We start from the raw sequence: 17,223 nt of genomic DNA, 5'->3' as shown, positions 1-17,223 counted from the left end.
TGTCCTGTCTCGCCCGCCTTCGACTGCAAAGGCAGCGAAATGAGTGACGTGAGTGACGGCTTTTGTCTAAGGGGCGGCGGGCGTCTGAATTGACTTCGGGCTCCTCCTTTGAAAACTAGCCGGCTTGTCTATGGGGCCCCTATGTTCGGTTCGAGCGAGCTTCAGGAGGATGATGAAAAGATGCTTCAGGTCACTCCTGCCGAAAAGGCCATTGCCGAGGCTTTCGTCGCCGCTCGCCGCGCCGCCAGGCCGCTGAACGCCTATCCCGGACCCATGCCGGCCGATCTCGCGCGCGCCTATGCGATTCAGGAGGCGGCCATTCGCCTGCGTTCCGGCCAGCTGGTCGGCTGGAAGGTGGGGGGCGTGCCGCCTGCTCTGCAGGCGACGCTAGGCGCCCACCGCCTGGCTGGCGCGGTCTTCGCGGACAGCCTGTGGGCCGCCGGCGAGGCGCCGACGCTGCTGCCGGTCATTGAGGGTGGATTTGCCGCGATCGAGGCTGAATTCGTCGCCCGGATCGGTCCCGACGTCGACCTGAGCCGCACCGAATGGACGTTGGAGGCGGCGGCGGATCAGGTCGAGACGATCTTCATCGGTGTAGAGCTGTCTGGCAGTCCTCTGTCCGCCATCAATGATCTCGGGCCCTTGGCCGTGGCCTCGGACTTCGGCAACAATCTCGGCCTAGTGATCGGCCCCGAACTGACAAACTGGCGCGAGCGCCTGGACGGCATCGAGGTTGAGACCGTCATCGACGGCGTCAGCGTCGGGCGAGGCGGCTCGCTGTCGCTGGCGGGCGGGGCGCTGGAATCGGTGCGCTTCCTGTTGGAGCACTGCGCCCGGCAGAGCCGCCCCCTGAGGCCTGGAACCCTGGTGTCCACGGGCGCGGTCACCGGCGTGCACCGTGTGGGCGCAGGCAGCAAATCGACCTGCATATTCAAAGGCGTTGGGGAGATCCGCTGCACGACCGTGCCGGCTGCGCCTCCCCGGGGCTGATCAGCCTCTCTATATGACGATGTTCGGAGGGCGTCGGGGTGCGTCAGACCGATTGGCCAGACGCTGCGGTTCGTTTAAGCTGGCGGCATGAGCCAGAAACGCCTTTTCCATGCGGTCGCCGATCAGATTCTTCAGCTCATCGCTGATGAGGGGTTTGGGCCTGGGGCCAAGCTTCCCGGCGAGCGCGAGCTGGCCGAGCGGTTCGGCGTCAGCCGTGTGACCGTGCGCGAAGCCGAGGTGGCGCTTCAGGCTCAGGGGAAGTTGGCGATCAAGACCGGGTCGGGCGTCTTTGTCTGCTCGACGCCCCAGAAGGCGGACGCCCTGCCGTCGGTAAGCCCTTTCGAGGTCACGGAGGCGCGCTCCCTGTTCGAGTCGGAGGCGGCGGCCCTAGCGGCCTCGGTCATCACTGACGAGGCCCTGGCCCGACTGGACTACCTGGTCGAGGCGATGGGCGGGACGAATCCGGAGTTGGACCCCGACGCGGCTGATCGCGAGTTCCATCGGCTCATCGCCGCCTCCGCCAACAATGCCGCCGTCTTGCACACCATCGAGACGCTGTGGCGTATGCGCACCGAGCAACCCGCGGTCAGCGCCGCCCACCAGGCCGTTTGCGAGATCGACGACTCCTCGCGGGTGGAGGAGCACGCGGCTATCCTTAACGCCCTTAAGGCGCGCGATCCGGCTGCGGCCCGGCGCGCCATGCGCACCCACTTCAACCGTCTGCTCGCCGCCATGCTGGACGCCAGCGCGGCCTCGGCTTTGCAGGCCCTGGAACGCCAGATGGCCGCCAGCCGCGAGCGTTTCCTGATCAGCACTCATTCCGTCTAGACCAACTGGTCTGCAAATTTATTTATTTTCTTCCGACCAAGCGGTTGCCTTTGGTCGGCGCCCTGATAGCTTTCCTCAGCGGGTCCAAACCCGCCAACAGGTCCGCGCCAAAGCGGATCGGAGGGGGAGGTCATCATGTTGTCGAGATTGGCGCTTGCGACCGCCTTGCTGTGGGCCGGAGCGGTGTCCGCCCAGACGTCGACCTTGGTGGCCACGCCGGCCGAATATCAGCAGGCTCTTAGCGGCGTCAGGCCTGGCGACACCATTGTCCTGAAGGACGGGGTGTGGCGCGACTTCCAGATCCTGTTCGAGGGCGAGGGGCGGGCCGGCCAGCCCATCACCCTGACGGCCGAGACGCCGGGCGGGGTGGTGTTGTCGGGCCAATCCAATCTCAGGCTAGCGGGACGACAGCTGCTGGTCTCCAACCTGGTCTTCCGGGACGGCTGGTCGCCGACGGGGGAGGTGGTGTCCTTCCGCCGCTCCAAGGAGCATCGCGCCGTCGACAGCCGCGTCACCGGCCTGGTGATCGACGGTTACAACAAGCCGGATCGAGCCACGTCGGACAATTGGGTGGCGCTGTATGGCCACGACAACCGCTTTGACCACAATCACCTGACCGGCAAGACCAATGTCGGCACGACCCTGGTCGTCGTGCGCGACGAGCAGCAGGGCCTCGATAATCGGCACCGCATCGACCACAACTATTTCGGCCCGCGCCCCAACCTGGGCTCCAATGGCGGCGAGGCGATGCGGGTGGGGACCAGCGCCGATTCCCTGTCGGCCTCCCATACCGTGGTCGAAAACAACTGGTTCGAAGGCGCCGACGGCGAGGTCGAGATCGTCTCGAACAAGTCGGGCGGCAACACCTATCGCGGCAACGTCTTCTATCACTCTCGCGGGTCCATGGTCCTGCGCCACGGCGACGGCAACCTGGTCGAGAACAATGTCTTCCTCGGCGGGGGCAAGCCGCATACGGGCGGTATCCGCGTCATCAACCGCAACCAGACGGTGCGGAACAACTATATGGAGGGCATCACCGGCGACGGCTTCACCGCCGCGCTGAGCGTGATGCACGGCGTCCCCGATTCCCCGATCAACCGCTACCATCAGGTCGTCGGCGCGGTGATCGAGAACAACACCATCATCAATGCGCGCAGCCTATTTCTGGGCGCGGGCATGGACGCTGAGCGCTCAGCACCGCCGATCGACAGCCGCTTTTCGCGCAACCTGATCGTCAACCCGGACGGGCGCGAGCCGATGCGGAGACTGGGCGACCTGTCTGGCGTCGCCTTTACCGACAACGTCCAGTCGCGAGACGTCGCCCTGGTGCGCGGCGCGAGCGGTCTGCTGGTTCCCGAAACGCCGCAGGGGGCAGGCGCCTCGCCCGATCTGGTCATGATCCCGCGCGCGGAGACGGGCGTGGCCTGGTATCCCAAGGACGTTCAGGCCGTGCGTCTGGACCAGGGCGTCGAGATCGCTGTCGATCCGACTGAGGGCGCGCTGGCGGCCGCCGTCGCCGTCGCTCGTCCGGGCGACGTCCTGGTGCTGGCGCCAGGCCGCTATGCGGTTGATCGGACTCTGACGGTCGGCGCGCCGCTGACGGTGCGCGGCTCTGGCCAGGGCCAGGTGGAGATCGCCTTCTCGCGGCCCTCGCTGTTCGAGGTGGCCAAGGGCGGCTCGCTGAAGCTGGCGGGTCTGACGGTGAGCGGCGCCGACGCCCCCGACGAGACCGGCAACGCGGTCATCCGCGTGGCGCCCGGGTCCAGCGCGGCGAACTTCGATCTGGTGCTGGAGGACGTCGAGGTCCGCGACCTGACGGTCAATCGCGGCTTCAACCTGATCGCTCTGGGCAAGGGGGGCATGGCCGACCGCGTCCTGCTGCGCGACGTGCGGGTAGAGAACATCACAGGATCGGTGATTTCGGCCGCCGCCGAGACGGATGACCGGGGCACCTACAACGCCGAACTGGTGCAGATCGAAGGCGGCGCCTTCCGGCGCATCGGCGGCTCGCTCGTTGATCTCTATCGCGGCGGAACGGACGAAAGCACCTTCGGGCCGCGCCTGGTGATCAAGGGCGCGAGCCTTGAGCGGGTCGGCTCCAACGACCAGCCGTCGATCCTGATGCGCGGCGTCCAGCACGCGGAACTGGTCGACAACATCCTGACGGACAGCGGCGCGGTCAGATTCTCCCACCGCGTCGGCGAGCCCGTGCTGGCTGTGGCCGGGAACCGCCTGATCCGCACGCCCGAGATGCAAACCGACATCGCGCCCATCGCGGCGACGGAGGACTTCTGATGCTGCGCGCCCTGCCTCTGACGGCTCTTCTTCTTGCTGGCGGCGCCCTGAGCGCCCAGGCGGCGACCGCTCCCGTTGCCCAGGCCTCCGCCGCGACCTCGGCCGAGACCGGGCCTGTGCTGACCACGCCCCAGGAGTGGCGTCGGATGGCCGAGGCCGGGTCCGCCTATCCCCTGTTCGCCGTAGAGCGCGCGCGGGTCGAGAGCCTGGTCCGCGCCGCCATGGCCCAGGGCGTGAACGTGCCCACGCCGCGCGATCCCGGCGGCGGTTTCACCCACGAGCAGCACAAGCGGAACTATCTGGCCATCTACAACGCCGGGGCCCTGTATCGTCTGACGGGCGACAAGGCCTACGCCGACTTCGCCCGCGACCTGCTGCTCGAATACGCCAAGCTTTATCCGACGCTGGGGGCGCATCCGGCGGGCCGGGGGCAGATTCCGGGCCGGCTGTTCTGGCAGACGCTGAACGACTCGGTCTGGCTCGTCTATTCGGTCCAGGGCTATGACGCGATCCGCGAAACCCTGACCGCCGAGGAGCGTCGCCGTATCGACGACGACGTCTTCCGTCGCATGGCCGGCTTCCTGTCGGCAGAGACGCCCGAGAATTTCGAGCGCATCCATAACCACGCCACCTGGGCCGTCGCCGGCGTCGGCATGACCGGCTACGTGCTGCGGGATCGCGACCTGTCCGACAAGGCGCTGACGGGGCTGAAAAAGGACGGTTCGGCCGGCTTCCTGACCCAGATCGACCAGCTCTTCTCGCCCGACGGCTATTACGAAGAGGGGCCCTATTACCAGCGCTACGCCCTGGCGCCCTTTATCATCTTCGCGGGCGCCATCGACCGGAACGAGCCGGGACGCGGCATCTTCCAGCGCCGTGACGGGGTTCTGCTCAAGGCCGTGGATACGCTGATCCAGTCCAGCTACGGCGGCTATTTCATCCCGGTCAACGACGCCATCCTCGACAAGGGACTGGACACCGAGGAACTGGTGACGGGCGTGGCCTCCGTCTACGCGCGCACCCAGGACGCCGGCCTGCTGTCCATCGCCCAGCGGCAGGGGCGGACCCTCCTGTCGCCCGAGGGCCTGAAGGTGGCGGAAGCGGCGGCCTCGGGCGCTGCGCGGCCCTACGCCTTCCGTTCGGTGCTGCTGAGCGACGGCCCGGACGGGACGCATGGCGCGCTGGCGATCCTGCGTGCGGGCGGCGAGGACGGTCAGGCCCTGGTCCAGAAGGCGACGGCCATGGGCATGGGTCATGGCCATTTCGACAAGCTGAACTGGCTCTTCTACGACAACGGTCAGACCGTAGTGACGGACTACGGCGCTGCGCGCTTCCTCAATATCGAGGCCAAGGCCGGGGGCGTCTACCTGCCCGAGAACAACAGCTGGGCCAAGGCGACGGTCGCGCACAACGCCCTGGTGGTGAACGAGCGCAACCAGTTCGGCGGCGAGTGGCAGACAGGTCAAAACCACCCGCCTCAGGTGCTCTTCTTCGACACGGTCGAGGGCACGCAGATCGTTTCGGCGCGTCAGGCGGGGGCCTATGACGGGGTGACGTTCACCCGCACCCAGGCCCTGGTCGAGCACCCGGAGCTGGAGCGGCCGGTCGTCATCGACCTGCTGCGCGTCTCCGGCGAGCGCCCGGCGCGCTACGACCTGCCGCTGCATTACAACGGCCACATCATGAAGCTGGGCTTCGAGGCCGAGCGCGCGGTGGCGGCACGCCCGGTTCTCGGCACGGCTGACGGCTATCAGCACCTGTGGGTCGACGCCGTTTCCCAGCCATCGCTGGACAGCCGCAGCCTGACCTGGCTGCTGGACGGCCGCTTCTACACCTGGCGCTTCGCCTCGAGCGTGCCGGCCCAAGCCATCCTGGCCGAGAGCGGCGCCAACGACCCGGACTTCAACCTGCGCCGCGAGCCGGCCCTGATCCTGCGGGCCGACGGCCAGAAGGACGCGACCTTCGTCGGCGTGCTCGAGCCGCACGGCCGCTACGACGGCAGGGCCGAGACCGTGGTCGGCGCCGACAGCGCCGTCCGCGACCTGCGCAGCGTCAGGGGCGCCGACGCCGAGGTGGTCGTCGTAACCCTCGCCTCGGGCAAGACGGTGGTTCTGGGGGTGGCCGACGATCCGTCGCCCCGCGCCGCGCACGCCGTCACGGCCAACGGCCGGACCTGGCGTTGGACCGGGCCCTGGGCGCGACTGGATCAATAGAGAGGCCGGCGCCGCGCGCGACCGGCCCGACAAGGGCCCGATAAGGGCCTGATAAGGGGAGGAGCAGACATGCAAAAGAGATCCGCCGTCCGGTGGGCCATCATCGCCATGATCGCGGTGGCCACAGTGATCAACTACATCGACCGCAACGCCCTGGCGGTGATGTGGCCCGAGATCGCCGGCGAGATCGGCGCGACCAAGGAGGACTACGCCCTTCTGGTCACCATCTTCATGCTCTTCTACGCGGCAGGCCAGTTCGCCTTCGGGCGGCTGTTCGACCGCATCGGCACGCGCCTGGGCTTTGCCTGGTCGATCGGCCTCTGGTCGATCTCCATCGCCCTGCACGCCACGGCCAGCAGCATCGCCTCCTTCAGCATCTTCCGCGCCATGCTGGGCGTCAGCGAAGCCGGCGCATGGCCCGGCGCGGTCAAGGCCAACGCCGAGTGGTTTCCGCCCAAGGAGCGGGCCTTGGCCCAGGGCATCTTCAACGCCGGGGCCTCGATCGGCGCCATCGTCTCGGCGCCCCTGATCGCCTTCCTCTTCCTGACGCTGGGCTGGAAGGGCACCTTCCTGCTGGTCGGCGCCCTGGGCTTCATCTGGGTGCTGCCCTGGCTGGTGATCTATCGCGCCGGGCCGGACAAGCACCCCTGGGTCAACGCCGCCGAGCGCGCCCTGATTCTGGACGCCCCGGCCGAGGCGGCTGCGCCCGAGGCCGAGCCCGTCCAGGCGCTCAGCCTGAAGCAGATGATGTCGCATCGGCAGAGCTGGGGCATCGTCCTGGCCCGCTTCTTCCTCGATCCGATCTGGTGGCTGTTCGTCTCCTGGCTGCCGATCTACCTGGCCGAGACCTTTTCCTTCGACATTAAGCAGATCGGCATCTTCGCCTGGGTGCCTTTCGTCGGGGCCATGCTGGGCAGCCTGTTCGGCGGCTGGCTGTCGGGGCGTCTGATAGCCTCAGGCCGTTCGATCGACCGCGCTCGCAAATGGGTCATCACCCTGGGCTGCCTGATCATGGCGCCGGCCCTGCTGGGCGCGGTGCTCGCCCATGATCCCACAGTCGCCGTCTTGACCATCGCCGCCGTTCTGTTCGGCTTCCAGGTCGCCATCGGCAATATCCAGACGCTGCCGGGCGACGTCTTCCACGGCAAGTCGGTCGGCTCCCTGGCGGGCGTCGGCGGCATGGCGGCCGTGGCGGGAACCCTGATCACCACCTGGCTGGTGCCGGTCATGACCAAGGTTTCCTACGCCCCCATGTTCATTCTGGTGGCCGCGCTCGTGCCGCTCTCCCTGGTCGCGATCTGGGTCGTGACCGGCCGGATCGAGAAGGTCGACGTCTCGTCGACGCGCGGCTGATCCCCTTCACCCATCACTTTGCTTTCCAAGGACCAAGAGCGAGATGAAACTCAACAACAAGGTGGCCATCGTCACAGGCGGCGGGCGCGACATCGGACGCGAGGTTTCGCTGAAGCTGGCGGCGGAAGGCGCCAGGGTCGTGGTCAACTACGCCAACGACGCCGCCAGCGCGGAAGAGACGCTGGGCATGATCAAGGCCGCCGGCGGAACCGCCATCCTGCATCGCGCCGACGTCACCACGCCTGAGAGCGTCGATGGCCTCGTTTCGGCCGCCCAGGCGGCGTTCGGATCGAACATCGACATCCTGATCAACACCGCCGGCGGCATGGTGGCGCGCAAGCCGCTGCTGGAGATCGACGACGCCTTCTTCGACCAGGTCATGGACGTGAACTTCCGTTCGACCTTCCTGACGACGCGAGCGGTCGTGCCGCACATGTCGGAAGGCGCGGCCATCGTCAACTTCGCCTCCCAGGCGGGGCGTGACGGCGGCGGCCCCGGCGCCTCTCTCTATGCGGCGTCCAAGGCGGCGGTGATGACCTTCACCCGCGCCATGGCCAAGGAGTTGGGCCCCAAGGGAATCCGCGTCAACGCCCTGTGCTGCGGCATGATCTCGACCCGCTTCCACGACGACTTCACCAAGCCCGAGGTGCGCCAGGCCGTGGCCAACGGCACGCCGCTGCGCCGCGAAGGCCGTCCGGGAGAGGCTGCCGACGTCGCCGTCTTCCTGGCGTCGGATGCAGCAGGGTTCATGACCGGCGCCAATGTCGACGTGAACGGCGGCACCTACTTCTCCTGAGCCTGAGGCAAGCGATGGCGGGCCCCCCTTTCTTACGACGCAGACCGGCGCGGCCCCTGGCGGCGCTGCTCGTCAGCCTGAGCGTGACGCTGGGCGCGCCCGCCGTCGCAGCGGCCCAAGTCTGGGTTCCGTCCTGGCTGGCTTCGCCCATGCCGTGGCGGAACGAGGCCGCCGCCAATGGGGCGCCGTCGTTGCTGCGAAACGTCACTCTGCGGCAGGATCTGCTGATGGCGTCGGCGGCGACGGCGGTGCGCGTCCGGTTCAGCAATGAACTGGGCGAAGCGCCGCTGGTCATCGGCCGCGCCGAGGCGGGACTGAAGGGCGAGGCTGCGCGACCCCTGCGGTTTGGCGGCGCGACCCATTTGGCCATTCCGCCCGGCGGCTTCGCGCTCAGCGATCCGCTGGCCTTGGCGGTTCCCGCCTATGCTGAGCTGACGGTCAGCGCCTATCTGCCCGAAGAGACCCGGCCCGCCGTCCGTTTGGGCCCTATGCGGCTCGCGGCGGGCGACGCCGCACCCGCCGACGACGCGCCGCTTCTGCGAGGGCAGGGCGTGGTCTCGGCGGTGCTGGCCCAGCGGCCCACGGCCCCTGCCGCCGTCATCGTCGCTGTCGGCGATTCCATCACCGAGGGCGGTTCGGCAACCCTCGGCGCCCACCGGGCCTGGCCGCATCAGTTGGGCCGCCGTCTGGAAGACGCCTGTCCCGGCGCCTTCGTGGTCGTGAACGCTGGGATCGGCGGCAATATGGTGGCCTCGGACGGGCGGTCGCCCTCGCTCGTGTCGCGGCTGGAGCGCGACGTTCTGGCCATGCCCGGCGTCACCCATGTGGTGCTGATGGCCGGTCTCAACGATGTTCGCCAGAAGGGCCCGGCGCGCGACCGCCCCGGCGCCGGGGTGGACGAGGTCGCCGCCGGGTATCGCCAGGCTGCGCAGGCGCTGCAGTCCCATCACATCAAGGTCATCGGCGGGGTGCTGACGCCCATCCTGGCCTCGCCCGTGGCCGAGCCCGCCATTCCCGGCCCGACGACGGACGACAAGCGCCGCTCGCTCAACGCCCTGATCCGCCAGGGCGCGATCTTCGACGGCGTCATCGATTTCGAGGCGGCGCTCGACGATCCGGTCCGGCCCGGCCGCATCCGGGCGGGCGCGCACCGCGAAGACGGCTACCACCCCAACGACGAAGGCCATCGCCTGATGGCCGAGGCGATCGACGCCGACGTCTTCGCTCCCGACACCTGTTCTCCTTCGAGGCCCTGACATGATCTGTTCGACGCCTGTTCAACCGTCCGCCCCGCGTCGCGCTCGACGCGGTCGCGCCGCCGTCCTGGCGCTCGCGTTCGCCGGCGCCGCCCTGGGGGTCGTTGGAACGGCCTCGGCTCAGGTCTGGAGCCCCGTCTGGACCGCCTCGCCCGCGCCCGACCGCAAGGACGGGACGCCTGAGGCGCCCGTGCAGTTCGCGGGGCAGATCGTCCGCCAGGACATGCGCCTTGGCGCTTCGGTGCGCGCGCTGCGGCTGCGCGTCAGCAACGAACTGGGCGATGCGCCGCTGCGCGTGGCCGACATGCGGCTGGGTCTTCAGGGCGCGCCGGAGGCGGCGCCGGTTCTCTTTGACGGACGCAGCGAGGTGGTGATCCCGGTCGGCTCCGTCCTGATCAGCGATCCGGTCGCCCTGGAGGCGCCGGCCTTCTCACAAGTCTCGGTCAGCCTGCGCTTTCCCGATCCGACCCGCCCGGCCGTGCGCCGCACGGTCGTCAGGGTGGGGGAGGGGCCGGACACGCCCGGCGACGAGGTCGATCTGGATTACCGCCAGAATGTGATCTCCGCCGTCTATGGCGAACGTGAGACGGCGCCGACGGTGGTGGCGGCTTTCGGCGATTCCATCACCGAGGGCGCGACCGCGACCCTGGGGGCCGAGCGCGACTGGCCCAGCGTCCTGGCGCGCCGTTTCGAGGCGACCTGCCCTGGCCGGTTCGTGGTGCTGAACCAGGGCATCAGCGGCAACAAGCTGCTGGACCACGGCCGGTCCCATTCGGCCCTGGCGCGCCTGGACCGGGACCTCCTGGCCCTGCCCCAGATCGACTACGTCATCCTGCTGGAAGGCATCAACGACATCCGGCACGGGGGCGATCCCGCCAAGCCGGGCCGCAACGCGGCGGACATGGTCCAGGGCTATCGCCAGTTTGTCGCCCGTCTGCACGATCATGAGGTGAAGGTGGTCGCCGGAACCCTGACGCCGTTCAAAGGGTCGGAGCGCTACGACGCCCCGTCGTCCGAGACACGCCGGACCCTTAACGCCTTCATTCGTGACGGGGGCGCTTTCGACGGGGTCGTGGATTTCGACGCGGCCGTCCGCGATCCGGCCGATCCCGAGGCCTTCCGCGCCGACGCCGCCCGTCCTGACATGCTGCACCCCAATGACGAGGGCTATCGCCTGATGGCCGAGGCGGTCGATCTGTCGCTGTTCGGGTGTGACGCGCGATGAGCGGGGCGAAGACGTCATGGGCGCTGCCTGTCGGGGGCGCCAAGCGTTGGGACCTGGCCGCTCTCGGCGAGGTCATGCTGCGTTTCGACCCAGGCGAAGGGCGGATTCGCAGCGCCCGCGCCTTCGACGTCTGGGAGGGCGGCGGCGAGTACAACGTCGCGCGCGGCCTCAGCCGGACCTTCCGACGACCGACAGCGGTGCTGACGGCCCTGCCGCGCAACCCCCTGGGCTTCCTGGCCGAAAGCTTGATCGCCCAGGCGCGCGTGGACGTCGGCGCCATCGTCTGGCGCGACTACGACGGCGTCGGACGCGAGGCGCGGATGGGGCTCAACTTCACCGAGCGCGGCTTCGGCGTGCGCCCGCCCCAGGGGGTGTCCGACCGGGCCCATTCGGCGGCCTCGGCGCTTGATCCGCAGGCCTTCGACTGGGACGACCTTCTGGGCGCGACCGGGGCGCGCTGGCTGCACACGGGCGGCGTCTTCGCGGCCCTGTCGGCGCAGACGGCGCAGACGGCCCTCGCGGCCGTGCGGGCGGCGCGGCGTCTCGGCGTCACCGTGTCCTATGACCTCAACTATCGCGAGAGCCTGTGGCGCAGTCACCCGGACCCTGAGGTCCTGCGCGCGGTCAATCGGGCGATCGTGGCCGAATGCGACCTGGTCTTCGCCGACGACCGGGGGCTGGCCGCCTGCCTGGGTCTGGTCAGCGAAGAGGTCGGGCGGCGGGCCTGGCCCACCGATCCGGGGCCGCCGTCCAAGGCGGCGCAGATGGCCTTCGACGCCTTTCCGCATCTCAGGGGCGTCGCCTACACCCTGCGCGATCCGAAGAGCGCCAGCGTCAACGGCTGGCAGGGCGTCTTCCATGAACGAAACGAACGCCACGTCTCCATCGCCCGGCCTGATCTGGAGATCCTGGATCGCGTCGGGGGCGGCGACGCCTTCGCCTCGGGCCTCATCCACGGGCTCATGGCCGGCGAGAGCGCCCAGCAGGCGGTGGAGCTGGCGGCCGCCCACGGGGCCCTGGCCATGACCACGCCCGGCGACAACGCCGAGACGGACCTGGCCGAGATCGAGGCGCTGATCCGGGGGGAGCGCGGCGGCAGCCGCTGAGGCGAGCGCTCTGACAGGAGCGGTTTCAACGCGCGACCGGCGGGGGCGGCGTGATGGGCTGGTATGGACAAACGATCCAACTGGTCCGGTCTATTGGTCTATAAAATCGTCAGCATCTGGTCTGAAAATGGGTTGACAGATGGGTAGGGCCAATCCAGCGTTCAGCCAACAAAAAGAAACGCGGCTGGGAGGCACGCATGAGGCACTTTGGGGATGCCGGGGCTCGTTCGAGGTCCGGCAAGCGACTGACGACCATCCTGCTGACGACGACGGCGATGATGATCGCCGCCCCGGCGTTCGCTCAAAGCGCGGAAGCGGGGCAGGACGAGGCGGCCACCCAGGTCGACGAGATCGTCGTCACCGGCATCCGGGCGTCGCTGCAGAACGCGCTGTCGCAGAAGCGCAAGGCGGATAATCTGGTCGAGGTTATCGAGGCCGAGGACATCGGCAAGCTGCCGGATCAGAACCTGGCCGAGGTGCTTGAGAACGTCACCGGCATCCAGATCACCCGCGAGGCGGGCGTCGGACGCGGCGTGCAGATTCGCGGCACGGACGCGAACCGGGTCGAGATCAACGGCGTCTCCACCGTCGGGTCGGGCTCGGGCCGTTCGGGCATCAGCTTCGACGATCTGGCGGCCTCGATGATCAGTTCGGTCGAGGTCATCAAGGTGCCCGAAGCCAAGACCATCGAAGGCTCGGTGGGCGGCACCATCAACCTGCGGACGATCCGTCCGCTGGATCTGAAAGAACCCCTGATCGCGTTCCGCGCGCAGTCGGAATACAGCGACCTGTCCGATACCCTGACCCCACGATACTCGGGCACGATGGGCAAGCGCTGGGACACGGATTTCGGCCAGTTCGGTCTGGTCGGCAGCTTCAGCTACGCCGAGCAGGATGTCGCCGCCTTCCGGCCGCGGGTCGATCGCGACGCCGTCGTCACGCCGAACTCCGGCCGGGCGAGCGCCGAGGCCTTCCCCTTCCTGCGCATCCAGTTCTTCAACCAGGACCTGGATAATTTTGAATATGAGACCAAGAATTTCGCGGGTTCGGCTGAGTGGAAACCCAGGGACAACCTGAAATTCTATTTCGACGTGACGCTGAACGACCAGCAGCGCGCCGAGCAGAGCTCGACGGTCCAGATCTCGACGGTGTCGGACAACGGCGTGGTCGACAACACGACGAACACCTCGTTCGAGACGGTCAACCTGGGCAAGGTTCAGGGACCGAACGGCGTCATCGACCTGGGCTCAGTCCAGGCCGTGCAGTCGGGCGTCATCCTGCCCCGCACGGACGGCAACCTGGCGCCCTATCTGCGGACCACCAGCGATACCGGCTCGCGCCTGACCGAGAGCCGGGTGTTCGCCCTGGGCGGCGAGTGGCATCATGATCGCCTGTCGCTCAGCGGCCAGGCGTCGCTGTCGACCTCGGACTCTGTGCTGCCGAGCTTCAATACGACGCTGGAATTCGTCAATCCCAACGGGCCGCAGCCGGTCCAGGGGGTGTCGCTGGCCAATGGCGTGCCGATCGAGTTCGATCTACGCGACGGGACGCTGCAATTCGGCATCGCCCAGGGTCAGGTCTCCACGCCCACCGCAGCCCAGTTGCTGGACCCGGCCAACTACCGCCTGCACCAGGTGGCGCAGGGACGCAGCATCCGCGAGAATGAGGAGAAGGCGGTTCGCCTGGACGCCTCCTACGCCACGGACGGCATCCTGCCCTTCATCACCTCGGTCGACGCCGGCCTGCGCTGGAACGAGACGAGCGCGCTGAACGACAACGTCACCGGGACGACGAACTTCACCAACATCACCTCGTCCTTCTTCCGGCCGAGCGGTGATCGCTTCTCGAACCTGCTGACCGCGGGACCGAACAATTTCAACGCGGCCGATGACCGGCGTCTGTATTTCTCTGACTTCCTGATCATCGACGGCGCCCGCGCCTTCCGCGATCCTGCGGGAACGCTGGCAGGGTTCAACGCCGCGATCGCCGCCAGCAATGCGGCCAACGGCTCCAACATCCCGTTGATCGGCGCGCCGACCTCGCAGGCCAGCGCCTTCTTCGAAATCATCGAAGACACCAGCACAGCCTACTTGCAGGCCAATTTCGACGCCGAGCCGTTCGGCGTGCCGGTGCGCGGCAACGCGGGCGTCCGCTATGTCAGCACGGATCTGAGCTCGGTCGGCAACACGGTCGCCACCGGCGGAGTCTCGACGCGAGAGGTGTTTGACACCTCCTATGAGTTCTGGCTGCCGCGCTTCAATCTGGTCGCCGAACCGCGCGAAGACGTCATCCTCCGCGCCGGCGTCGCTCGCGACATCCGCCGCCCCGACTTCAACCGTCTGTCGTCCTCGGTGACCTTCGCCACCAGCGAGAACACGGCGGTCAACCGGGGCAATCCCAACCTGCAGCCCGAAACGGTCCTGTCGTTCGACCTCTCGGCCGAATACTACTTCGCTCCGTCCAGCCTGGTCAGCCTGGGCGTCTTCCACAAGGTGCGCGACAACCTGTTCGCCAGCGTCACGGAAAGCCCGCCGGACAATGCCGTGGACGGGGTGGTGAACAGAAGCCGGGATCCGTCCTGCCCCGGCGGCGGCATCTACAACCCGATCGCCATCATCAACGTCAACCATCCGGACAAGGGTCAGACGGGCATCTGCGTGCCTCTGTCGTCGACCTTCAACGTGGACGGCGAGACGACCCAGACCGGCGTCGAAGCGGCGTTCCAGTACGATCTGTCCCAGTGGGAGGACCGTCTGGGGTGGGCTTCGGGCTTCGGCTTCATCGGCAACTTCACCTATCAGAAGACCGGCGGAAACGTGGCCAGCTACCGGACCATCGGTCTGACGCGCAACACGACCCGGGATCTGGGCTTCAATCCTCTGCCCCAGGACCTGGTCGAGCTGGAGAACCTGTCCAAGTATTCCTACAATGCGACGCTCTTCTATGAGCGGGGCGGGCTGAGCGCGCGGATGCGCTATACGTGGCGCTCGGACTTCATCAACACCGAGGCCTTCACCTCGGCCTTTGATGTGCCGCGCGTCAGCGACGACCGCGGCCAGCTCAACGCCAGCGTCAACTATGAGTTCAACCGCTGGGCCAGCGTCGGCATCGAGGCGATCAACCTCACGCGGGAAGACGCCAACGAGTACTGCATCAATGACGATGCGCTGCTCTGCTACAATGGCCTGACCGACCGCCGCGTGGTGGCGGGTCTCAATATCCGCTTCTAGAGGCGATCAACGTCCCTGAGCGAGCAACAGGCCGGTCCGTCCCGCGGGCCGGCCTGCATTGTGTTGCGCGGCGGGGTCTAAAAATATAGGGCTGCATTATAGATAATCAGTCGCCCAGGCTAACGTGACCATCAAAAGACATAGTCTGTCGCCGGACGCGATTGCTGACGAACTTGTGGTTCGGATCGTGCGCGGGGATCTCGCGCCGGACGCCAAGCTGCGCCAGGACCATGTCGCGGAGGAGTTTCAGGTCAGCCATGTCCCGGTGCGCGAGGCGTTTCTGCGTCTCGTCGCCAGGGGGCTTGCGGTCAGCAAGCCGAATGTCGGGGTCAGGGTCGCCCCTCTGGATCAGGCGGCGCAGCGCGAGGTGAAGCTGATGCGCGCGGCGCTGGAGCCGCTGGCCCTGATGCATTCGGTGCCTAATCTGACCCAGGACGAGATCGGGCGGCTGGAGAGTCTGCGTCTGGCCTGCGACGCGGCGGAGAACATCTATGACTGGGAGGCGGCCAACCGCGCCTTCCACCTGGGCACCATGGCGGCGTGCGGCATGCCGAGGCTGCTCGAAGACGTCGGCAATCTGCAACTGCACGGCTCACGCTACATGCTGGTGCAGTACAAGGACCGATGGAGGCCTCGGCCCGACGCCGATCACCGCGCCCTGATGGCGGCGATCCGCATGCGGGATGTCAAGGCGGCGGTGGCGACGGTCGAACGCCATCTGGGGCGGGCGGTCTAGGCCTGCCCCGGTTCAGGGCGTCGAGCCCGATGGCGCGGGTTTGGGATCACGCGGCCTGCTCTTGAGCGCGGGCCTCAGCGGGCTTGGGGCAGGGCGTGGCCTCGGCGACCTCGGCGCGCAGGTTCAGCTTGTTGAAGAGCAGGGCGTCCTTGTCCTCGCCGGGGTTGTCGGCGGTCAGCAGGGTGTCGCCGACGAAGATGGAGTTGGCGCCGGCGAAGAAGCACAGGGCCTGCAGTTCGTCGCTCATCTCGGAACGCCCGGCCGACAGGCGGACATAGGCGCGCGGCATCAGGATGCGGGCGGTGGCTATGGTGCGGACCATCTCGATCGGGTCCAGCGGGGCCATGTCGACCATCGGCGTGCCCTTCATCGGCATCAGCATGTTGATCGGCACGGATTCCGGCGGCTCTTCCAGCGAGGCCAGGGTGCGCAGCATGTCGATGCGGTCGTCGGCGGTCTCGCCCATGCCGACGATGCCGCCCGAGCAGACGTTGATCCCCGCCGCGCGGACACGATCCAGCGTGTCCAGCCGGTCGGCGAAGGTGCGGCTGGTAATGACCTCGGCGTAGTAGCGCTCCGAGGTGTCGATGTTGTGGTTGTAATAGTCGAGGCCCGCCTCGCGCAGCTGGGCCGCCTGATCGTCGGTGAGCATGCCCAGGGTCATGCAGGTCTCCAGACCCATCTCCTTGACGCCCCGGACCATGGCCAGGACGCCCGGCATGTCGCGCGCCTTGGGCGAGCGCCAGGCCGCGCCCATGCAGTAGCGCGTCGCGCCCGCCGTCTTGGCCTTGCGCGCCTCATTCAGGACCTTCTGGACCTCCATCATCTTGGACGCCGACAGTTCTGAGTCATAGCGCGCCGACTGCGAGCAATAGGAGCAGTCCTCGGGGCAGCCGCCGGTCTTGATGGACAACAGCTTGGAGCACTGGATGGTGCTGGGTTCGAAGTGGGCCCGGTGCACCGTCTGGGCCCGATAAAGCAGGTCCATGAAGGGCGCGTTGTAGATCGCGTGTGCGTCCGTCTCTGAATTATCTATCATTTATGCCGTCAGTCGCTGATCAAACGATTTCATGGCAAATAATAGATATCAATTTCGGTGAGTCTGCCATTGGGCACTTATTATATATAATAACCCTCAGCCAGCCGAGCGGAAGCCGTCTCCTGGTCGAGGCAGGAAAGCTGGGGCCGTTTACCG

12 protein-coding genes are annotated in these 17,223 nt (G+C 67.5%); 11 read left to right on the top strand and 1 reads right to left on the bottom strand.

The features are described from left to right. Positions 1–180 precede the first annotated feature (180 nt). From HX774_RS08665 to HX774_RS08615, 11 genes are all read left to right on the top strand, one after another. Positions 181–990: a 2-keto-4-pentenoate hydratase gene (locus HX774_RS08665; RefSeq protein WP_178826014.1), complete on the top strand. Its 810-nt coding sequence runs from the start codon at positions 181–183 to the stop codon at positions 988–990. An 87-nt stretch (positions 991–1,077) separates the two neighbouring features. Continuing rightward, positions 1,078–1,818, top strand: a complete 741-nt coding sequence (locus tag HX774_RS08660) for a FadR/GntR family transcriptional regulator (RefSeq protein ID WP_114818419.1) — start codon at positions 1,078–1,080, stop codon at positions 1,816–1,818. Positions 1,819–1,953: 135 nt separating this feature from the next. Beyond that, on the top strand, positions 1,954–4,113 hold the full coding sequence (locus HX774_RS08655; RefSeq protein ID WP_178826012.1) for a polysaccharide lyase 6 family protein: 2,160 nt from the start codon (positions 1,954–1,956) through the stop codon (positions 4,111–4,113). Continuing rightward, positions 4,113–6,326 (top strand): heparinase II/III family protein, encoded by a 2,214-nt coding sequence (locus tag HX774_RS08650; RefSeq protein ID WP_178826010.1) that lies wholly within the window; start codon positions 4,113–4,115, stop codon positions 6,324–6,326. The genes HX774_RS08655 and HX774_RS08650 overlap by 1 nt, the downstream gene beginning before the upstream one ends. A 69-nt stretch (positions 6,327–6,395) precedes the next feature. After that, complete coding sequence (locus tag HX774_RS08645; RefSeq protein ID WP_178826008.1) at positions 6,396–7,679, top strand: MFS transporter; 1,284 nt, start codon at positions 6,396–6,398, stop codon at positions 7,677–7,679. Positions 7,680–7,722: 43 nt separating this feature from the next. Next, positions 7,723–8,475 (top strand): SDR family NAD(P)-dependent oxidoreductase, encoded by a 753-nt coding sequence (locus HX774_RS08640; RefSeq protein ID WP_178826006.1) that lies wholly within the window; start codon positions 7,723–7,725, stop codon positions 8,473–8,475. 14 nt (positions 8,476–8,489) lie between these two features. Continuing rightward, entirely contained in the window at positions 8,490–9,731 is a 1,242-nt protein-coding gene (locus HX774_RS08635; protein WP_178826004.1) for a GDSL-type esterase/lipase family protein, read from the top strand. 1 nt (position 9,732) lies between these two features. Next, a complete protein-coding gene (locus tag HX774_RS08630) occupies positions 9,733–10,956 on the top strand; it encodes a GDSL-type esterase/lipase family protein (protein ID WP_178826002.1) in 1,224 nt (407 codons plus the stop codon). Continuing rightward, the gene (locus HX774_RS08625; RefSeq protein ID WP_178826000.1) at positions 10,953–12,062 is read left to right on the top strand and encodes a sugar kinase; all 1,110 of its coding nucleotides are present in this window, start codon (positions 10,953–10,955) and stop codon (positions 12,060–12,062) included. The genes HX774_RS08630 and HX774_RS08625 overlap by 4 nt, the downstream gene beginning before the upstream one ends. 197 nt (positions 12,063–12,259) lie before the next feature. After that, complete coding sequence (locus HX774_RS08620; protein ID WP_178825998.1) at positions 12,260–15,292, top strand: TonB-dependent receptor; 3,033 nt, start codon at positions 12,260–12,262, stop codon at positions 15,290–15,292. A 124-nt stretch (positions 15,293–15,416) separates the two neighbouring features. Beyond that, entirely contained in the window at positions 15,417–16,028 is a 612-nt protein-coding gene (locus tag HX774_RS08615) for a GntR family transcriptional regulator (RefSeq protein ID WP_370523390.1), read from the top strand. Positions 16,029–16,074: 46 nt separating this feature from the next. Here HX774_RS08615 and bioB read toward each other — a convergent pair whose 3' ends face one another. Next, positions 16,075–17,067, bottom strand: a complete 993-nt coding sequence (bioB, locus tag HX774_RS08610; RefSeq protein WP_178825996.1) for a biotin synthase BioB — start codon at positions 17,065–17,067, stop codon at positions 16,075–16,077. Positions 17,068–17,223 lie beyond the last annotated feature (156 nt).

The organism is Brevundimonas sp. P7753 (assembly GCF_013386595.1).
GTDB lineage: Bacteria > Pseudomonadota > Alphaproteobacteria > Caulobacterales > Caulobacteraceae > Brevundimonas > Brevundimonas bullata.
This window is presented reverse-complemented; position numbering and strand designations above follow the sequence as displayed.